Below are 19,948 nucleotides of genomic sequence, written 5' to 3'. Positions count from 1 at the left end.
ACTAATTTATACCATTAAAGGGTTGCATGGGTCTCTCATCACTTTGGTTAATCCCTTCTCTTTGAATGACTTTTAAAAAAGTCATCCAATAAATTTTAAGATCCAAGAAAAATGAACAATGATCCACGTAGTAAATATCGAAATTAAACTTTTCTGTCCATGAGATACTGTTCCTACCATTTACTTGTGCCCAACCCGTAATTCCGGGTCTAACTTCATGGCGCCTATTCTGTTCTGCCGAATACAACGGAATATACTTAAATAACAATGGCCTTGGCCCAACAAGACTCATATCCCCTTTTAATACGTTAAACAGTTGTGGCAATTCATCCAACGACCATTTTCTAATAAATTTTCCAAGATTTGTCATGCGTTCAACATCGGGCAATAGATTTCCATGACCATCCCGCTCATCCGTCATTGTTTTAAACTTAATAATAGAAAAAGGTTGTGCATCTTTCCCTGGTCTGATTTGGAAAAAGAAAGGACTCCATTTGTTCTGGAATATGAGTAGGATAGTCAATAAAACCAGAATGGGACTGATAAACAGAAGTATCCCAAAACTAATTACAACATCCAATATTCTTTTAATGAAATATTTATACATCTTCTCTTTCTGACCAATTATTCCACATACACAAAACCAACATAGTCATTTTTCATAGAACCCAATTTTCGGGATTGTTAATCATATTGACGATCTTCCCAATAATATGATCGTATTTTTCGATTAATAAATTTCTCATATCGGATTCAATATAATCGCAGGCCAGAGCAAAATCCAACCATACCTGTACTTCAGCGGCTTCACCCTCTGCAATTGACAATTTTGAGATAAATAATTTTGAATACCTTCTATGCCGCCAGGCTTCTGCAATATTCACAGAAACCGATCTCGAAGCTCTTCTGATCTGATCCGTAAGCGAATACTGCTCAGATTTAGGAAATTTTTTAGACCATTCAAAAATTTCCATGGCCGACTCAAAAGACGACTTATAAACGTCCAAATCAGTATGTACTCTAATAACCGCCATTTTTATAGATATTCTTATTTAAATACTTCCTCAAATCTCAGAGTCTCTCAATCAATCAATCTCTCCGTCTCTCCATCTCTCCATCTCTCCATCACTCCTTCTCTCAATCTCCCCTTCTCAGCATCTCTCCTTCTCTCCATCTCTCCGTCTCTCAATCACTCAATCTCTCCATTTCTCAATCACTCCTTCTCTCAATCTCCCCTTCTCTCAATCTCCCCTTCTCAGCATCTCTCCTTCTCTCAATCTCTCAATCACTCCATCTCTCCTTCTCTCAATCTCTCCTTCTCTCCTCCAAAATCAAATCCCCCAACGCATCTGCACTCATAAACTCCACCTCCGGCCATTTTTGGACAATTCGTTTGAGTAATTCTTTCAAAGCACCTAAACCTTTCGCCCGATTCTTTGGGTCGATATGACCGCAAAAATTCACCCGGTGCGATGAAATATTGGCGGGTTTTCCCCAGAAAAAAGCCGCTTCCACCTGTTGAAAGGTATAAGTAACCCAATCCAATCCCCGATCATCAGTGGGTTCAAAAACCACATTACGTACTAACCAGGTCAAATTACTTTTGTGATCAAAACCTAATACATTAATTTCCTTTTTATATTGGTCATTTCCTAAATGCCTTGCTGTATAAAAGGGTTTATCCAGATGTTGAAGTCCCAATTCAGACAAACTTCCCTCTAGGGTAACAGGGAACTGTCCTGCGGGCGGGGTAAAGACTGTGGCAGGGTATCCGAATACTTTTTCAAATGCATCGAGTCCGGTTTCCATTAGATCTGGGAAATCCTTTTGATCATCTTGGTTGCGAAATGAAAAGGCGGCTGTATAGCCTATTGGCTCATAATTTTTTGCTTCGATACTTGTATAAGACCTGTTTTCCAAATTGACCATCAAATCTTTATCCTTTGTCTTGAGTTTCTCCTTAAAAACGACCAAATTCAAATGCTCTCTCCCGTGAAATTGGGGCTTTAAAAACCCCTTGTTTATACCCTCCAGCCATAATGGCCAGGTACCTAAATAGGCTTTAGTTTGTAAATCTTCTAATTTAGAAAAAGTTTGAGGCAATAGTTCATAAAAGTATTCGCGTTGTTCTTCCGATTTTATACGTTCAAAATCGATGTTACATGGCAAAGCATAGGGTGTAAAAACAGCAGGTTTTTCATGAGCATCTTTTACAGAGTTTAGTATTTCGAACAATTGTTCCAGGTCTTCCTTTGTTTCAAGGGTATCATAAGCATCAAATCTCGTACTTACTTTTAATCCGGCTTTGTCCAGTTCTTTTCTTGCCTTTTGTGAATCAAGCCGTACATTGCCATAATCATCCACAGAAAAAAGTACAATTTTTCGTTTGCTTTTCCAACCGGGAATATTCTTAATATGATTAAATAGCTTTTGCTTCATGATGCATCTAAATATTTCATAACTAATTTTTGTGCATTATCCCTTTTAAAATGTTGGGACGCAAGTAGACTGTTGCAAACCATTTTTTCATACGCTTGTCGATTGGTCATGGCCTTGAGTATAAATTCGGCAGCCTGATCCAATTGTTTCTCTGTAAAACAGGCCGCGTGTTCATAATGTCGTGCATAGAAATTGAGCTCAGAATCTGCTGAGGCGAGGTAGAGCGAAGGAATACCGTAGCTCATCAAGTTGTAGGATTTACTGGGAACACTCCCTGTAGAGGCCTGCTCGTCAAGAATGACGATACCTAGATCCGCTGCAGATATGGAAAAAGGAAATATTTCATCAGATTGAAAAGGTAAAAATTGACAATTTTCCAGCTTTTTTTCTTTAACCAACTTTTCAAGTTCTAACTTTCTTGGCCCTCTCCCAATGATTTGGAATAGAATATCCTGATTTTCTTTTAGGCGTTCAGCCAGTTCGAGCATCAATTCAACCTTATGTGTAAAGCCAATGTTTCCGGAATACTGCACAACCAATTTATTTTCTAACTTATGTTCTTGAACAAAAGGATTTTTTTCTTTGGCTATTTTGTTGTTTTCTTGAAAAATCGACCAGATGGGTTGCACCAAAATTTGTCGGTTCGTATAGTTAGATAACAAACCTTTCATCACCTCTCCTATAGTAAATAATTTGTAAGCCTTTTTAAAAGAAAATCGGTTGAGTTGAGACCAAATGCGATATACCCGATGCTCCTCCTTCATCCCGGTAATTTTTAAAACATCCGGATAAACATCCCAGATTAGCATAGAAAATCGATGGGGCAATATCAGGTTGAGCAAATAAGCCATTGGGGGAACCGAAATAAAAAACACCTCATGTCTGGAGTATTTCATCATAAGTTTCCACCACATACTCCACATGGCTTGAATATATACAAAACCTTTTTTGATACCGTGCTCTTCCTGCCATTTGATGATAGGATCTATCTTAATTTTATGAGACAGGGGTTCTCCTTGAACATGCACACTACCTGTAATTAAGACCACCTCAAATCCCGCATTGACAAATTCATTACAGACGCCAATAGTTAAATAATTGGCAGCTTGGTTAAGGACAACCATCTTTCTTTCTTTCAATTTCATATAAAAAGTAATACAGAAACCTAAAATTACCCTTTTAAAAGGTCCTTATATAATTGAAGATATTTAATATAAGTTTTATCTTTATTATAGTGGTTCTCCGCTCTTTTCTTACAATTTCCGATTGAAAATCTTTTGGGGTTTTTAACAATAGTATCTATAGCACTTTTTAAACCCCCAATATCACCTTTTTTAACCACTATTCCGGTATCAGCATCTATAGATTCCGGACTTCCACCTGTATCATAAGTAATGACGGGGGTACCACAGGCCAAAGCTTCAATATTTGTTGTAGGAAAATTATCACTATAGGTTGGATTAACAAATGCTGTTGCTAAGGAATATAATTCAGCCATTTGATAAACACTTTCTGTTCGAGAAATGCCTAAAATATTTTCAGGCAAACCTTTTATTTGTTTTTTGGTTAAACCAATCAAAACAATTTTATATTCAGCGGATATAATATTGTTTAATGCTATAAAATCGTCTAAACCTTTTCTTTTATCCCAAATACTGGCAACCCCTAAAATAACTTGAAAATTTACAATTTTCAGTTTTTGACTAATGCCTGATGAAACAGGTTTAAAAATGGACAAGTCAATCCCATTAGGAATTACTTTGACCAATTTTTCTTTCAAAAAAGATTGACCTACTAAGTCTTTCAACCAAAAAGATGGTGTTACAATTGTTAAATTATTGATCGAATTAAAAAGTGCTTTTTTACGAAGAAAGTTATCTTTTGAATTATCGAAAAACCAACTTTCTGGATAATAACTTTTCATAGGGCATTTAAAGCATTCGGTTTTCCATTTTTCGCAATTAAATCGATCAAAATAAGAACAATGACCGGTAAATGGCCAACAATCATGAAAAGTCCATACAACTGGAATATTTTTATCCCTAATAAAATCAAACAGGACTTCAATATTTAAATAATAACCATGGATATTATGTAAATGGATAATATCTGGTTGTATGATCTCTATTTCTTCAACTAACTTTCTTGTAGCTTTTTTCGAACCAAAACCATGGGTATCAAAAATTCTTGTAATTAAAACATGCTGGTAAACATCCTTTAGTGTCCCAATTTTTAAAGGAATAGAATTGGAGGGCTGGCCTTGTCGGGAAAAAGCAATATAACTATCTTGCCCGTTTAGTAAAACAGTCTGGCCTATTTGCTCTGCAATTTTCCCTCTACTGCCAGTATTTAAAGTCGTATTAATTTGTAAAATCTTCAAATAACGTTTCTTTAAATATTTTTATTTGGTAATGAGGATTATAGAATCGATCAATCCGGTCAAAACATTCCTTCATAACTTTATCAGATTTTTTGGGATACATAGTTATCCAATTCTCAATTACATTAACTAGACTTTGTAAGTTATTTTCACTAAAAAAAGAGCCAGTTTTGTTTTTGACAATAACCTCAAATTCTGGCATCTGATTTTTAAAATTATCATGTGTGATCACAGGAGTTCCATAACCCATTGAATGGATAGCAGTCAGACCAACATTACCAGGAGAAACACAAAGGTCTGAATTATAGATAAGTTCTCCCAATATACTCTCATCATAACAAGCTCCATAGAACCAAACCCTATTCGAAAGTCCCATACGCTCTGACTTATCTCTTAGTTTTTCACACTCACTTCCCTCTCCTATAATGATTAGGTTACACGGTTTATGAATAGAATTCAGCCTATGTAATGCGTCTAGGAGCAAGTCAAGTTTTTTAATTTGCGTCAGTCGCCCGATAAAAAGAAGGGTAGAGTCACTATTATTGAAATAATTTTTTAAAATAGCTGAATGCTTTAAGGTTTTTCTGACTTCAAATTGTTTTTGGTAATCGAGTGAATTATACACAACTTTTAGTTTTTGCTGAGGAATCCCCATTCCTAACATTAAATCTTTGGCATAATTTCCATAAAGAAAATACCCTGTCACTAGCTTTGCTTGTAACTTTTTTAAAATTAATTGAATACCCGTTTCTTTACCGTAAAATCCATGATTCCAAATGTAGGTTCTTTTACCTTTAAAAAAATTTTTTATAATAAGTATCCAGGCTGTTATATCATAGGGTTGTCCTGTAATGATATAATAGTTGTAATCCAAATTACTTAGCTTAGATTCACCCTGTAAATAATAGAAGGGTTTTTTTATAATTTTAAAAGGAAATTCAATTACCATTTTGTTAAAAAGGACATAATCCATTTTTTTTATACTCCCATAAGTATTATTTCCAAAATAAAAATCACAACCCAATGCTTTTTCCATGAATAAAAAAATCTCTTTGCGATAGTGCGGAGCATAATTAAGAGAACAACAAATTCTAATTTCTTTCAAAGCTGCTAGATACTTTCTATAAGATCTATATATTTTTCATAGACCAAGTCTTGGTTAAAAATGGACTTGGCTTTCTTTCGATTTTCCAAACCCATCTTCTTCTTATAATCTGTTGGTAATTTGATGAATTTTTCAATACCAGTAGCAATAGAATTAACATCCTTATGGTTGACAACGAAACCATTAATCCCATCCTCTATTAAATATTTATTTTCTGGAATATCACTTGTTATTACAGGTATTCCGGATGCCAATGCTTCTGATATGACATTTGAAAAGCCTTCATAATTAGAAATCAATATCAATAAGTCAATTTTTTTATATACTTCTAAAATTTCATTTGATTTACCACATAACGTAACCGCAGCTTCTAATTTTTCCTTTTTAATTAGTGTATTGACATTATCCAAATAACTAACATTTCTAGAATCTCCATAAATAGAAAAATGGATAGGAATATTCTTTTTATGGAGCAGAGAAACTGCTTTAATCATTTCTAAAATATTCTTTTCCCTAGAAATTCTACCTATAAAACCTAAGTGCAATGTATTATTGGCATAAGATTTCTCCAAAAATGAAATTTTGGAAACATCTAAAAGATTAGGAAAAAAATAGGTTTTGTTTTTTATTCTCTTGAAATTTTTCTTTAAATAATCTAATTTGGAAATGGAATTAACAGTTATGGCATTGGCCAAGCGCATTAAGTTAAAATGAAATCTATCCATCCTTGGTTGAATATCAGCTGTTCTTTCTCCTACAATGACTTTGCATTTTACTCCACTCAACAATCTCGCAATAATTGTCACTTGACCAACAACTTTCAAATAAGAAACAATAAGGTCTGGTTGAAACTTTTTAATCTTTCGTGAGGTCAACCATATGCGCTTTATCCTATTTTGATAGTTGTATAAATGAAAATATTTTATGTTATTATTATCCACAAAATACTTGTAAAAGCTATAATCTGTTAGGGCAAAAACTTCAATTTCATGACCCTTATCTTGAAATAATTTTGCCAATTGTAAAATTTGATATTCCGCCCCTCCTTGATTTAATGATCCTGTGATAAAAAGAATTTTCATGAAATTATTTTCTTTTTGCAATAATCTTTCCAGGTACCCCGGCAACAACCGAGTAAGGTTGTATGTCTTTGGTAATTACAGAACCTGCTGCTATGACTGAACCCTTACCAATATTAACGCCAGATAATATAGTACATCTTGCAGCAATCCAGACATCAACTTCAACGGTAATATTCTTAAAATTAAACCCCTGATTATTAATATTTTTATTTGGTTCTTTGAATTTATGATTACCACTATGCATTATAGTGTATGGTCCTATAAGGACATTATTCCCAATAAATATTTTACCATTTTCATTGTCATTTGCAGCTATCCAAACTCCGTAATTAATTTCAACATTTTCACCAATAGAAATATTTCTGGGCCTTTGGATCTTAATTCAAATTCCAGTACTGAGATTTTTACCACATTTTTTTAAATATAATTTATAAAAACCCATTCTAAAATATTTTCCTAGGGTTCCAGGAATAAGTGAAACAAATATTTCTATAAATTCAAATATTTCATAAGAAGCTCTATTTATTAGTTTTTTTAGCATAAATATTTTTAATTTTAAACATTAAAGCTATTCCGTTTCAATTATCCCACCTAATTCATCAGAACTCATAAATTCAACATCTGGCCATTTTTGTAAAACCTTTTTTAAAAGCTCTTCTAACAATTTTAAATTTTGATCTCTATTTTTCGGTATTAGGGAGCCAATATAATTAATCCGATGAGAGCCCATAATTGCTGGTAGTCTCTTGTGAAAGGAAAGCTCTATTTTCAATAAAGCCTTTTTAACCCAATCGACTTGGGGGTTTGAAGTCGGTTCAAAAAAAACATTTCTAGTCAAATAAATTTGATTTAACTTATTTTTTTGACCTGTATAATGTAATTTCCTTTTAAAATTACCTTTAGACTTTGAAGGAATATATTGCACCGGTAAGCCCTGTAAATAATGAACACCACTTTCTTTTAAAACCTTTTCCAAATTGGGATGCCAAATATACGCAGCTGCGATATATGATTTTGAAGTATATCCAAAATAATCACTAAAAACTTTACTAGCCTCTTTAATATAATTTTGTTGAAATATAGTTTCTTCTGAAAACCCATTTTCATCTAAAGCCGACATTAGGTTTTTTCTTTTATTGATTACAATTTGTTGGTACGGTATACCAAAGCATTCCGACTCAAAAGCAGCTAATAAATCTTTATTTCCTAATTTTAGCTCTTCTAACCATAATAAGGCATGTAGATGTTCTCTTCCGTGCAATTGGGGTTTAAAAATTTTACCCGCAATTCCCTCTTCCCATAAGTCCAATATTTTATGACCGTCAGGTAACTTCATGATCGTATTATCAAAAGTTTCAAAAAAATAATTATTGAAATCAGATTCCTTAATTTTTTTAAAATCCGGATTTCCAACGATCGTATTTGCCGTAATGATTGGTGGATTACCTTTAAAATCTTTAAACTTATGTAAAACTTCAAATAAATTTTCTAAATCCGTAACATTTGCAATGGAGTCAGTTAATGAATATCTGTCTAGCAGTATTTTTGGATTTTTTTGAGAAAGTTTTGATAAAACTTCCTTGTTAGGCATTCGAATACTTCCCCAATCATCGGACTCAATAACTATAATTTTTTTATCGGTTTTCCATCCAAAAGAATTTACATATCCTTTTGCAAATTTGGATACTAAATTCATCATCTAATCAGATATTTTTGAGAAGGATAGGAACTTCCTTTTTGATATATATCACCCAATCCAAAAAGATCAATTATTTTAAAAAGCTCCGCTTCTTTTTTTGAATCTACTTTGGAACGCCATAATTCAATAAAATCTTTACTTTCATTATTCTCTTTATTTTTAATTTTATGTGATTTTTCTTTACCTGACTGAACAGTAACCCGAGAAGGAATATTTAATTGGTTAAAAATTTTCTCTGAATCTTCGAGTTCCAATTCACTGACCATTTTATCGACAATTGGTCTTGGATCGACAACCAATTGCTCATAGGTAATAATCAACCAGTCAGATCTTCGTTTTTCCAATGCAATTCTATTTTGAATACACCAAGAAAGTATGGCTTTTTCTAAAAAATCATCATTATTATTTATATCCATTGCTAATCGCTGTATATCGGCAGGAAATCTACCAATAACATTTTTTGAACATAACGTTTCTAATCTTGGTAATAGCTTTCTTGAGAGTGCTACAGGAATTGGGTGGCGAATTAGGTAAACAACTTTGCCATTGCAATTGTCGGAAATTTCATTAATCAGGTATTCTCCTCCATTTATAATTTTAAAAACCATTCTATCTGTGAAAAAATTATAGTTTTTTCTTAAAGGATTTGGATTCATCCAATTGATTTTACCAACACAATGTTTTTTAAAATACTTTATCAATTTATTCCTGTTTTCTTCGTCGTACAATTCCTCCCAACTTGTTATTCCTGATAATTCTCTTATTTTTTTATCTCTTATATTTAAAGGTTCATTGCAATATTTAATTCCCTTTTGTGTCCAAATTAACTCTTGTAGCCATGTTGAACCGCTTCGAGGCATTGAAAAAATAAAAATATTCTTCTTATTAGATGGTAAATGAATGTTTGAGAACTTGTTTATAAACCTTAATGCTGCTGATTGATTCAATTTCATTAGTAATAATTTAAGATTTTATCTACTATTTGTTTACACTATCATTAGGTATTATTTAACTTTTCTTAACCTTATCGTTATATTCATGTAAACTCAAAAAATTTTCTACAACATTTTTAATATTATAATTCTCTACATTCGCCACTATATAGGCATCTTCATAATTTCCTTTTAAAAAATTATCAATTGTAGCTTTTGGTATATCTTGGGAAGAAACAGAAAGTATAGGTTTGTTTAATATTGCATAATCTATCAACTTACTGGGAACTTGGTTATTCCCTTTATTTTCAAAATTTACTACGAAATCCATCTTGACAAGTACTTTTAAAAATTCATTTCGTGAAATTATTGGAAATATTTCAATTCTATTTTGTGATTTATCTGCGTAATATTGAACTAACTCCAACTTATTAGTATAAACATAAAATTTAAAATTTACTTTAAGAGAGTTCAAATATTCTAAAAATTGTCTCGGATCTCTATTATTAGGAATAAAACCACCACCATAAATAAAAGTTGGAACCTTATTATAGCTTCGATTTATTCCTTTTACAAGAGTTTTTATTTCATCAAAATTAAACCCCTGTGGAATTACCTTAATTTTAGTTTGTATACTATGATTATATGCCTTTATAGCTCCTTGAACAGGAACTGTTATAAAATCAACCCTTTTAGCCCACCAGCGTTCCAAATACTTAAAATAAAAAGGTTTTTGAAAGGTATCATTTTCAACTATTAAATAAGGATCCCCACAATCCGCAATCCATGTTTTAGTCAAATTTTTATTTACCCTTAATGCTCCTGCAACTCCCCAATGAATAGTATGAGGTATGGCAATTGAAATTAATAGGTCGTAATTCTTTTCATTCTTAAGAGCATTTTTCACCAAGAAATAATATTCACATGAGGGAAAATCTAAATAGTTAGATAAAATTCTATAGAAAGCTCTATTAACCAATTTGGGTATTTTATGGGTACCTAAATTTGGTGTTTTCCATCGTGGGGTTGGTAGTACTTTTAAATTTAATTTATACTTTTTTTTAAATCCCTTTTGCTTATTATCCATATGTGTATACAAGGTAACCTCATGACCTATGCGAGAAAACTCTTTCACAAGTTCTGTAGTTCGAAATGCCCTTGGAGTATTCATTGGATAAAAGGAGCGGGAAATAATTAAAATTTTCAATATATTTTTATTTTATCAAATCAATTAAAGGCATGGTATTTTCATAAAAAAAAGCAATCATTGGGTTACCAAAAATTGCTGTAATATTAATAAAATCAAAACCCATTCTTAAACGTACAATAATAAACATAATCAAAATTGGAGTTCCCAAAACAATAAATTTTTTCATTCCTATATTAAAATATTGATAATATCTAATTAAGATAAAAAATGTGAGCATAATAGCTATAGTTAAAAATCTTGCTCCAGAGGGAATATTCGACATGACATTAGCATAGGAATAAAATAACAAAGTAAATGCAAATAAATTTTCAAACTTACTATTATTCGCGATAATACTTTTCCTGAATAGGAATAAGAGTAATAAGGAAATCCGGGTAAACCATATAATAACTATATTATGAATAGAGACATACCAGTTAATACTTAATTTTCTGAGATCAACTTGCTCTCCATAAGCTTCGTTAGTATAACCTATAACACGATTATTGTATGCTTCGGGTAAATAAACATATGAAATATTTTGTAAAAACTCAAAATTCAAAATAGAGTAATAAATAGTAGAAAAAAATAAAGCAAAATAAATAAACGTTCTATTTCCTATGAAAATATATAATATAAATATTAAAACCGCTGCTGAAAATGAAAAATGAATTAATGGAGTTAAAATAATTATGAACAGTTTTTTTTTTTTTTGACCATTTAATAAATAAAAGCAAACACCATAAACAAAAATTATGGAAGCTGTCCAAAATCTAAAACCATTAATATTCCACAAGGGATTAGTTAATGCGAAACAAGTCAGAAGCAATATTTTATTAAAACTAAGTCTTTCTGATTCATTCTTTATTAAATACCAAATTAATCTTGAATAAAAATATCCGAAAATTAAACCAAAAACTGCAAATAAAACTTTGGCACTATTTGTAAATAATGACACTATGTACGTAAGTATGGGCGCAATAAAATCAACACTTTCTCCAGAATTAAAAATACTATCCTTTAAATAATTGAAATTAGTATTTCTCTGATGCATGATAACTAAATCTTGCCAATAAACATAGCCATCAATTCCCTCTGAAGTTAATATAAGTGTGTAACCAAAAAATATTGCAAAAAACCAAAGAATATTTTTCGACCATTTTTCGTTTTTGTTTTTAAAAGCAAAATAGACTGTGAGAATTGGTGAAACTAAAAACATTGCGGTTGCAAAAAAACCGTAATTATTTTTTTTTTGAGTTGTTATATTATTGTTATTTACATTATTCATTTGATGTCAAATAGCAATAGTGCTTATATTTCCTAAAGAAAACATCAACACAAATTATTTTTATTTATTATTGGATGATAAGGTCAAAACTTTACACAACTTAAATTTAACCCTTTTTAAATCAGAAATAATCAATCTATTTAAGGATCTATTAAAATAGTACGTATAGTATTAATTTACCATCTAAACGAGGTTCCTTTTAAAATTTTAATAATTATGCCATAGTATAATTGAAGTTATCAACTAAATTTTTTGAGATTTAACCAAATTATTAAATTCTTTTACTTCTTTCGTTAATTCTTCGAAAGTGCCATGGCTCACAACTCTACCCTTATTTAAGTAAAATATAATATCGACATTTTTTATAGTGGATAATCTATGCGCCACAATCAAAACCGTATATTTTCCTTTTAAAGCATCGATGTTTTTCTGAATTTCTTTTTCTGTTTCAGAATCTAGTGCTGATGTTGCTTCGTCTAAAATTAAAATTTCGATTTTTTTAAAAAGTTCTCGTGCAATTGAAATTCTTTGTCGCTGACCTCCGCTTAAGTTCACGCCATTGTTACCTAATAAATTTTCCCGACCTTGGGGAGTACTTTGTAAAAATTCGCTTAATGATGCATCCTTCATTGCCTTTTCAAAACGCTTCAAATTACTTTCAGTCTTTTTCGCCCATAAAGTAACATTATTATAAATAGTATCATTAAAAATAACTGATTCTTGTGTAATGTAGCCTATTTTCTTATGATATACAGACATGTTTAGATTATCGTATATTACACCATCCACCGATATTTCACCAGATTCCGGTTGTAATAAACCAGATAATACATTTATCAAAGTTGTTTTCCCGCTACCACTCTCACCAACAAAAGCTATTGCTTTATTTTTTGAAATTTTTATATTAATATCCGATAAAATTTTGGTCTTTCCAATTACCACATTTACGTTTTTAAGCGAAATGCTATTCTCAAAGAGAAATTCTTTCGACTTTTGCTTAGTTTCTATATTATTTCTGAGAGACTTTGAAAAATTTTTCAAATTGTATAAAGATCCTGAACTTCCTAAAAAAGTATTCCAAGCAGATTGCGCACCCATCACAGCTACAAGGGCTCTATAAAAAAACAATAAAGATATTAGAATAGGGCCTAAGTCAGAGCCTAATACTTCGGCTTGAATTAAAATTACAGTTGAAACTACTAAAATTAACAAAGGTTCGCGCAGCCCTTTTAAAATTGATGCCAAAACTCCTATTTTTTTAGCTTCTGCTTGAATTAAATCCACTTTTTCAATTAATTTTTTTCCATAATTCTTAACAAAACCAGTAGCTTTTAAATATTTATAATGCTGAACATGTTGAATTATTAACCCTTGAAATTGATTACTTTCTTCTGTTAATTTAATCGAAGCAACTTTTGTTTTATTATAAAATGACCTAAAAATTACATTAGTTAAAATGCCTCCCAGAGAAACTAAAATGGCAAATTGAGAATCAACAAAAAATGCAAACCCCATATATACAAAAACCATAATTAATTGCTGAAATGCTACAAAGTAAAAAGCAAAAGCCCGTATCACTTTTTCAACCTCCCCCGTTAATGTATTTTGAATTTGACCAATATCGGCTTGCATAAAATACTGATAACCTATATTATTTAAATCATTGATGTTTTCAATTCTTATTTTTCTAATAAAAAACTGTTGTACGACTACCTGGTAATAACTTTGAAAAAAAATTGCAAAACCTTTTAAAATAAAAAATAAAGTCATAGTTAATAGAACAACCAATAAATTAAGCTCAAAACCCATATTGCGTAAAAAAATAACAATAAAATCAAGCTTACCAAGGCCATCAGTCGTAACTTCTTGACTTGTAGAAACTAATTGCAACAACGGTAAAAACATTGTAAGACCTAAACCGTCTAAAAGCCCTACGGCAATGCTTAGTAAAACAATTATTATTACTTTGTACTTTAAATGATTATAGAAAAATGCAAAGTTTTCAAAGTTTTTAACGATATATTTTTTAGTTTCGTTTAACAAGTTTATTTTAGAGAATTAGATTTCTATGTACAATTTTTTCTTATTTTAATATAATTGGTATGAATTATTGTTGCTAATTTATTTCACCATTCTTATTGTACAATATAGAATACATCGAATTATATACAGTTCTAATGTTTATTTCAAAATCATAATCTTTATAGCCCCTACTATATTGTAAGTAAATAATTCCTTCTGCCATTTTCATCATCAATTTAGATAATGCTATTTCTAATTCGTTATGTTCAAAATTGTAATCAAGAATATCATTTAATTTAAAACCTTCGTCAAACTTGAAAACACCAGGTAAATTCTTATACCAAACGCCCCATCCAAAAACTAATGTCTTTTTACCTCCGGTAATTGCCTCCCAACCTGCTGTTCCTGCAACTGTTGCAACGAATTGACAATTTTTCATTAAATTATAAGTATCAAACCTTTTGTCTATCAATATTGTATGATTTATTTTTCGCAATCTTTCATAAAAAGAATTTCCTCGGATATAATAATTTTGTTTCGGATTCTCTTTTATATAGATATACCAATCCTCAGGCAATATGTCCCTTAGTTTTTCGACTGCTAAAAGTTGATCTACATATACTCCACCCCAAATAGAGGTTGTTTTTTCTGGTTGCAAATGAAGAGGGAAATACACATATTTTAACTTAAGATCAATAGATGAAACGGAATATAAATTGTTGTTGTTTTTATATTTTTTTTTTAAAAAATAACGTTCAATTGCATTTTTATCGGTTCTATAAATAAACAGTTCCTTAATTAACCTATATTCATCTTGAAATTTTTTATACAAACTATTTTTTATATTAAATGTTGAAATTTCTTTCTTATTCATATACCAAATTTCTTTTTCAAATTTCGACTGGATTTCAATTTTATTGTACTCTCTTAGATTGCTTGATGTCTCGAAATTTCCATAATCTTCATTTTTGAAATAATAGAAGAATTTATTGGGAAATTGTGATTGCTCCATAATTAGCGTTTTTATACCTAAAAGCTGACCCAGCTCATATAAAATGAAATCACCTCCGATGTGTGGTGCCCTATTAAAAATAATTAAAGAAATCTTGTTATCAACTAATTTATGGTAGGTATAATTAACCATCATATTAAAGATATTTTCATAATCATATATAGTACGATTATCTGGTAAAAAAGAGCCCAATTTCGACCATCGCGAATACATCTCAATAAATTTAAACAACTTAGGTTTTATACCATTATAGACAGAATTATTCATTTTTTTATAACTAAATTTGAAAAAAGATTCCCTTTCATGAGAACTGTGCACTGATCTATAGAATTCATTGTCACTCCAAATAACTAAATTCCACTTTCCTTGCTGTTTGAACTCAGAGATAATTCTTTCTTCTAATTTTACAGACTGTTTATAATACCATACATTATCCATTTTTTAACCTACAGAAAGAGTGAAAGATTTTATCATAAAATTTATTAAATAGCAATATTATCTTTATTCAATCTTGACCCTTTGCTAACATCACATTTCATCGATTTACCAATTACTTCGTCAAAATATTTAGGATGTAAACCAAAACCAGGTCTAATAGAACGCACATTCTCATCTGATAATTTCTCACCAGCTTTAACATCTTTTATAACATATAAGGATCTTGAAAATTCCCTGCTTTTCTTTGCTTTAGCTGTTAAGCTATAATCTACTTTTCCTAAAGATTTTTCGGTAGAACGAACGGCCTTTACCATTTTTTTAAAAGCTTTTTCATCTAAAGAAAATGAAGCATCCGGTCCTCCAATAGATTTATTTAGAATAAAATGTTTTTCAATTACAACAGCACCTAAAGCAGTTGCTGTTATCGCGACCAATTCTCCTGAAGTATGATCGGACAAACCCGATAAAACACCATAACGTTTAGCCAAATCCGGTATCATCAATAGATTAGCATCTTCAATCTTAGCCGGATATTGCGATGATGTTTTTAATAATATAATTTCATTATTACCCGCATTTCTACATACATCTACAGCTAATTGAATATCTTTGTCATCGGCAATTCCCGTAGACATAATCATGGGTTTTCCTTTAGATGCAGCATATTCAATTAAAGGAATATCGGTAATTTCAAAAGAAGCAATTTTATATGCTGGTACTTGCAAATCTTCTAAAAAATCAACCGCCGTTTTATCGAATGGTGATGAGAAACAAATCAATCCTTCTTCTTCTGCAACTTTAAATAAATCGGCATGCCATTCCCAAGGCAAAAAAGCTTCCTTATATAAATCATATAACTTTCTTCCTGCCCATATAGTTCCTTTAATTATAAAATCATCTTTATCGCAATCTAAGGTAATCGTATCTGCTGTATAGGTTTGTAATTTAATTGCATCTGCACCTGCACGCTTTGCAGCTCTTATCGTTTCTTTCGCAATTTCAATATCGTGCCCATGATTGGCTGAAAGTTCAGCAATAATAAAGGTTTTTCCTTTTCCTAATTTAAAATCATCTATTTTCATTTTTTTAATCTATAAATAAAACTATCTATGCCATTAATTATTTCTTCGTCAATTAATTTAAACCCTGCTTTTTTAAATAACTGAATTGAACCTTCATTTGTTTTTTTTATATAAGCATAAATTGGAAGTTCATTGGTTTTAAAGTATTCATTTGTCGATATTTCAAGTCCTCTCAATGCAAGCCCTTGACCTCTAAATTTTTCAGATATGGAAATTCCGATTATAGCATTATTTTCATTCAAATTATAACGTATTTGACCTATTGATATCTTTTTAAACTCTAGAATATAAAAAAGAATATTTTTATCTTGTAATTGATTAAAAAACCATTCATTATGATTTTCATATTGGATAGGTTTTGAGTTAAAAGAATTTTCACGTACCGAATTTTCATTTGATAATTTAAAAACGAATTTTAAATCATCCTTAGTAGCTCTTCTTATATCTAAACTATTTTTATTCAAACAATTGTTGTATATTCTTTTTTGAATTATAATTGTTATATAACATCAATTTTTTTATTTTTGAAATATAAGATTTCAAATTGAACTCTAATCTTGAAAAATCAAATTTGTTAAAATCACCTAATGGTATTGCCATTTTATTCTCAATTAGACCGTGATAAATATTTTTTTGATTTAAAACAAAGTAACCCAAAAGCATGGGTTTATTTAAAAATAGAAGTTCTAAGCTTATTGTACTTGCGGGAACAATTGCGAAATCAGATTTGCACATAATTTCAAAAACTACATTTTCACTGCTATTTTTAAATAATTTAACTTTTTCAGATTTTAGAGAAATTAATTGATCGTGTTTGTAAGCCGCTCCTAGTAATACAAATATTTTTGTTATATCTTTTACCTTTACTAATTGCTCAACAACTTTAAAAGAAAAATCATTACTGTCAGCCCCACCAAAAGAGACAAAAACATTTTTGAATTGTTTGCTAGATAATGATTGTGTGCAACTAGCATTCAGAAATGGTCTTCTTACTAGAGCAAAATCTAATCCTAAGGCTAATTTCGTATACGGTTCTACTTTATAGTCACTGGTCTTAATTCCTGGGCTATGATTTATAACCACATCTGCTTTTTGAACACCCCTGACCAAGTCATCTATATAAATTAATCGAAAACCAAATTTCTTTATTTGTTGTTGATAGTTTTCTTCAAAATCATATCCATCTAAAACAATAATATTTCTTCTAGTATAATTCTTATGAAACCATATTGGTTCATCTTCAAAACTAAGTGTGTCAGCCAATAGTGTAACTTCAAAACCCGCCTCATGAATTGGAGTTTGGATACTATCCTTTTTTGTAACAAATATGATCGAAAAAGTATCTCTAAGCATTTCAGCCAACGCAATACCCCGATATATATGACCTAAACCAATGGTAGAATTACCATCAACACGTATTATTACTTTGGGCTTATCCATGCAAAATTTTATATTTCAATTCTGCATTTCTCCAATCATCTTCTGTATCAATATCTTGTACTAAAAAGGACGGTAGTTCATAAAAGCCTGTATTATCCGTCATTAAGGATTTTGATTTTAATAAAACTTTCCCTTTTATCCAATAAAACTGACCAACATCATGGTAATGTTTTTCTAAATCTTGTGATCTTGTATTGGTATATTGTGGATTCGAAAACAAAATTGTTCCTTCTTTACTTATAATCAAACTTCTCTGAACTGGATAAGAAAATTCAACAATAGGTATTAATGAATCTTTATTTTTATTGAAAAAAAGATATTGACTTTCAATTAAATGATGAGTTCGAATAAAAGGTGCCGTTGGTAAAATACAGCACACACTGTCTACCTCAATTTTTAGATTGTGGTATTGGTGTATAACTTCAACTAATACATCTGACAATGTTGCAAAATCATCTGCATTCTTTTGAGACCTTTTGTGTACAGTTGCCCCGTATTGTATCGCAATTTTTTCAATTTCATTATCATCGGTTGAAACTACCACTTCATCAAATAAGTTTGACTTTAAAGACGTTTCAATGGAGTAAGCAATAATGGGTTTTCCCAAAAAATCTTTTATATTTTTTTTTGGTATTCTCTTACTACCACCTCTTGCAGGTATGATTGCTAAATTTTTTAAAATTTTCACTTGTTTTCAGAAAATTCAAGTACTTTTTCTATCACAAATTCTTGTTCCTCCTTTGTCAAAGAAGGAAACATAGGTAAACTAATACATTTTCCATAGTAATTTTCTGCATTTTTCAGGTCTGCTTCTTGATACCCTAATTCTTGATAATAGGGTAATTTATGTACCGGGATATAATGTATTTGAGAATAAATACCGTTTTCTTTTAAAAAATCGTACAATTCTTTTCTTTTTTCTACCTCTATTACAAAAAGATGATGCGCATTAAGAGTTCCTTTTGGTAGATTTTGGTATTTTAAAATTCCATCAAAAGCATTTTTATAGATTGTAGCAATTTCATTTCTCTTTTGAACTCCTGCATCATTTTTCGCCAATTGTGTAATTCCAAGCGCAGATTGAAAATCGGTTAATCGATAGTTAAATCCTAATTCTTGCATTTCATAATACCATCCTCCATGATTTTCTGCCATTTTTTCCTTCGTAATTCCATGGGTTCTCAAAAGAGCTAATTTATTATACAATTTTTTAGAATTGGTGGTAACCATACCTCCTTCACCACAAGCAATATGTTTTACTGGATGAAAGGAAAAAACAGCGATATCTGCAAAATTTCCATTACCACAGTTTTGTTTTACTCCTTTTGAATCCTTAAAAAAACCTCCCGGAGCGTGACAAGCGTCTTCTATGATCCACAAATCATGTTCATTCGCTAAAACACGAAAAGCCTCAAGATTTACAGGAAGTCCCGCAAAATCAACAGGAATTATTCCCTTAAAAAAGCCTTTAGGTTTACTTTCAATTAATTCTTTGGTTTTTTCAAGTGACAATATATAAGTGTTCGGGTCAATATCGGCAAACCAAACTTCTCCCAAACAATAACGAACACAATTAGCAGAAGCGGCAAAAGTTATTGGGGTTGTAATCACCCGATCTCCAGGTTGTAAACCCAAGGCTAATACCGATAAATGTAAGCCAGATGTAGCATTATTAACTGCCACCGCATACTTCGAACCCACATAAGCCGAAAACTTTTCTTCAAACTCTTGAACCTTAGGCCCTTGTGTTAAGTAATCCGCTTTCAAAGTTTGTACAACAGCATCAATATCTTGCTGATCAATATACTGTCGCCCGTAGGGTATGATTTTATTAGACATT

General features: G+C 30.8%; 19 protein-coding genes. All 19 read right to left on the bottom strand.

Annotated elements, in window-relative coordinates; genetic code table 11:
* Position 1 precedes the first annotated feature (1 nt).
* The 19 genes from ACFQ39_RS10785 to pseC all read right to left on the bottom strand — a co-directional run bounded on the left by ACFQ39_RS10785 (position 2) and on the right by pseC (position 19,947).
* Positions 2-607, bottom strand: a complete 606-nt coding sequence (locus ACFQ39_RS10785) for a sugar transferase (protein WP_377178908.1) — start codon at positions 605-607, stop codon at positions 2-4.
* A gap of 52 nt (positions 608-659) precedes the next feature.
* Positions 660-1,034, bottom strand: a complete 375-nt coding sequence (locus ACFQ39_RS10780; RefSeq protein ID WP_377178906.1) for a four helix bundle protein — start codon at positions 1,032-1,034, stop codon at positions 660-662.
* A 271-nt stretch (positions 1,035-1,305) separates the two neighbouring features.
* Positions 1,306-2,439: a hypothetical protein gene (locus ACFQ39_RS10775; protein ID WP_377178904.1), complete on the bottom strand. Its 1,134-nt coding sequence runs from the start codon at positions 2,437-2,439 to the stop codon at positions 1,306-1,308.
* Positions 2,436-3,584, bottom strand: coding sequence for a glycosyltransferase family 4 protein (locus ACFQ39_RS10770; protein ID WP_377178902.1), 1,149 nt, complete (start codon positions 3,582-3,584; stop codon positions 2,436-2,438). The genes ACFQ39_RS10775 and ACFQ39_RS10770 overlap by 4 nt, the downstream gene beginning before the upstream one ends.
* Before the next feature lie 26 nt (positions 3,585-3,610).
* Positions 3,611-4,819, bottom strand: coding sequence for a glycosyltransferase family 4 protein (locus ACFQ39_RS10765; protein WP_377178900.1), 1,209 nt, complete (start codon positions 4,817-4,819; stop codon positions 3,611-3,613).
* Positions 4,800-5,855 (bottom strand): glycosyltransferase, encoded by a 1,056-nt coding sequence (locus tag ACFQ39_RS10760; protein WP_377178898.1) that lies wholly within the window; start codon positions 5,853-5,855, stop codon positions 4,800-4,802. Before ACFQ39_RS10760 ends, ACFQ39_RS10765 begins: the two co-directional genes overlap by 20 nt.
* A 74-nt stretch (positions 5,856-5,929) precedes the next feature.
* Positions 5,930-7,006, bottom strand: coding sequence for a glycosyltransferase family 4 protein (locus tag ACFQ39_RS10755; protein ID WP_377178896.1), 1,077 nt, complete (start codon positions 7,004-7,006; stop codon positions 5,930-5,932).
* 4 nt (positions 7,007-7,010) lie between these two features.
* Positions 7,011-7,250 (bottom strand): DapH/DapD/GlmU-related protein, encoded by a 240-nt coding sequence (locus tag ACFQ39_RS10750; protein WP_377178894.1) that lies wholly within the window; start codon positions 7,248-7,250, stop codon positions 7,011-7,013.
* A gap of 324 nt (positions 7,251-7,574) precedes the next feature.
* On the bottom strand, positions 7,575-8,705 hold the full coding sequence (locus ACFQ39_RS10745; protein WP_377178892.1) for a polysaccharide (de)acetylase: 1,131 nt from the start codon (positions 8,703-8,705) through the stop codon (positions 7,575-7,577).
* A complete protein-coding gene (locus ACFQ39_RS10740; protein ID WP_377178890.1) occupies positions 8,702-9,658 on the bottom strand; it encodes a sulfotransferase domain-containing protein in 957 nt (318 codons plus the stop codon). The genes ACFQ39_RS10745 and ACFQ39_RS10740 overlap by 4 nt, the downstream gene beginning before the upstream one ends.
* A gap of 55 nt (positions 9,659-9,713) precedes the next feature.
* Positions 9,714-10,844, bottom strand: a complete 1,131-nt coding sequence (locus ACFQ39_RS10735; RefSeq protein WP_377178888.1) for a hypothetical protein — start codon at positions 10,842-10,844, stop codon at positions 9,714-9,716.
* A gap of 7 nt (positions 10,845-10,851) precedes the next feature.
* Positions 10,852-12,114: a hypothetical protein gene (locus ACFQ39_RS10730; protein ID WP_377178886.1), complete on the bottom strand. Its 1,263-nt coding sequence runs from the start codon at positions 12,112-12,114 to the stop codon at positions 10,852-10,854.
* Positions 12,115-12,357: 243 nt separating this feature from the next.
* Positions 12,358-14,157 carry an ABC transporter ATP-binding protein gene (locus ACFQ39_RS10725; RefSeq protein ID WP_377178884.1) on the bottom strand — a complete coding sequence of 600 codons (1,800 nt, stop codon included), beginning with the start codon at positions 14,155-14,157 and terminating at the stop codon, positions 12,358-12,360.
* A gap of 73 nt (positions 14,158-14,230) precedes the next feature.
* The gene (locus tag ACFQ39_RS10720) at positions 14,231-15,586 is read right to left on the bottom strand and encodes a capsular polysaccharide export protein, LipB/KpsS family (protein ID WP_377178882.1); all 1,356 of its coding nucleotides are present in this window, start codon (positions 15,584-15,586) and stop codon (positions 14,231-14,233) included.
* A 44-nt stretch (positions 15,587-15,630) separates the two neighbouring features.
* Complete coding sequence (gene pseI, locus ACFQ39_RS10715; protein WP_377178880.1) at positions 15,631-16,668, bottom strand: pseudaminic acid synthase; 1,038 nt, start codon at positions 16,666-16,668, stop codon at positions 15,631-15,633.
* Positions 16,665-17,132 carry a GNAT family N-acetyltransferase gene (locus tag ACFQ39_RS10710; RefSeq protein ID WP_377178878.1) on the bottom strand — a complete coding sequence of 156 codons (468 nt, stop codon included), beginning with the start codon at positions 17,130-17,132 and terminating at the stop codon, positions 16,665-16,667. Before ACFQ39_RS10710 ends, pseI begins: the two co-directional genes overlap by 4 nt.
* Complete coding sequence (gene pseG, locus ACFQ39_RS10705; RefSeq protein WP_377178876.1) at positions 17,125-18,108, bottom strand: UDP-2,4-diacetamido-2,4,6-trideoxy-beta-L-altropyranose hydrolase; 984 nt, start codon at positions 18,106-18,108, stop codon at positions 17,125-17,127. The genes ACFQ39_RS10710 and pseG overlap by 8 nt, the downstream gene beginning before the upstream one ends.
* Complete coding sequence (pseF, locus tag ACFQ39_RS10700; RefSeq protein ID WP_377178874.1) at positions 18,101-18,796, bottom strand: pseudaminic acid cytidylyltransferase; 696 nt, start codon at positions 18,794-18,796, stop codon at positions 18,101-18,103. Before pseF ends, pseG begins: the two co-directional genes overlap by 8 nt.
* Positions 18,793-19,947, bottom strand: a complete 1,155-nt coding sequence (pseC, locus tag ACFQ39_RS10695; RefSeq protein ID WP_377178872.1) for a UDP-4-amino-4,6-dideoxy-N-acetyl-beta-L-altrosamine transaminase — start codon at positions 19,945-19,947, stop codon at positions 18,793-18,795. The genes pseF and pseC overlap by 4 nt, the downstream gene beginning before the upstream one ends.
* Between the last annotated feature and the right edge of the window lies 1 nt (position 19,948).

It is taken from the genome of Namhaeicola litoreus (assembly GCF_042679565.1).
GTDB classification, from domain to species: Bacteria; Bacteroidota; Bacteroidia; order Flavobacteriales; family Flavobacteriaceae; genus Namhaeicola; species Namhaeicola litoreus.
Note: the sequence above shows the minus strand (reverse complement) of the source record. Positions and strands in the feature narration are given on the sequence as shown.